This window comes from Streptomyces mutabilis, from assembly GCF_014649815.1.
GTDB lineage: Bacteria > Actinomycetota > Actinomycetes > Streptomycetales > Streptomycetaceae > Streptomyces > Streptomyces mutabilis.
In genome coordinates this window covers 1-904 of record NZ_BMTT01000116.1, presented here as the reverse complement: position 1 = coordinate 904, position 904 = coordinate 1, and the positions used below count along the sequence as shown (strand labels likewise).

Genomic DNA, 904 nt, shown 5'->3' with positions numbered 1-904 from the left:
AACCTAAATGCGATACGGAATACGCGCTAATTTAAAAGCGATAGCCACTAGCACTAAATCAATCCCTTACGGGTTGATTTGGTTAAATAGTGCGCTAAACGTACAAGATTTTCCGATCTCCAAACTGACCCCCAATAGTGTAGGCTTAAATTCCATTGCTTTTTTCTTAGTTGGATGAATCCTAATCTTTAGTTTTTCACCTATGTTTAACTTTCCTTCAACTTTACGGATAAAGGGATTCCAACTCTCATACGATTTAAAGTCAGTCAGTACCTGCCAAACTTATTCCGGTGTCGCATTAATATCAATATGTGTAGTTATCTTTAAAGAAAGCATAATTTACCTCTGGTATCTAGAATGGCGATTCTCTGCTTATAAGCATAATTTAGTAGGGTTATTTTTTGCTGACAGTAATCCTCTTTATGGCAGACACATTTTCAAATATCTCATCAGGTGACAGTTTCTTTAAAAGTTTTTCTGAACTGTAACCCCATAAAACTGCACCGAAAGCAATTCCTACCGTTCTAGCTGCTTCATAATCGGTAATCTGATCACCAATATAGATAGTTTCTGATGGTTTAAAGTCTGCTTTTTTTAAAAGCTGCTTTAACCTAGATGCTTTTCCAAAAAAAGATGCACCGCATTCAAAGTAACTAAAGTATCGGCAGCTTGAACCAAGAACACTGGTCACATTTTCGTATCCATTTGAAGAAACTAATCCTACTGTAATTCCATGTTCATTAAGGTGTGCAAGCATTTCATCTGTATGATCAAATAGAGGAATCTTTGAAGAATTTACCTTCATAAGTTTTATAAAACTCTGAGTAATCGCAGGTAGTTTCCATACTGGTATCCCAAGATTTTTCATTATCTCTCGGGAAGATATTTCCCTAAAAGATTCAAC

Annotated in this window: 1 protein-coding gene; it reads right to left on the bottom strand. The window is 35.6% G+C overall.

The genetic code is table 11. The features are described from left to right. Positions 1-394: 394 nt before the first annotated feature. Positions 395-904 (bottom strand): HAD-IA family hydrolase (locus IE142_RS39680; RefSeq protein ID WP_191889421.1); only part of this gene is annotated, 510 nt, incomplete at its 5' end.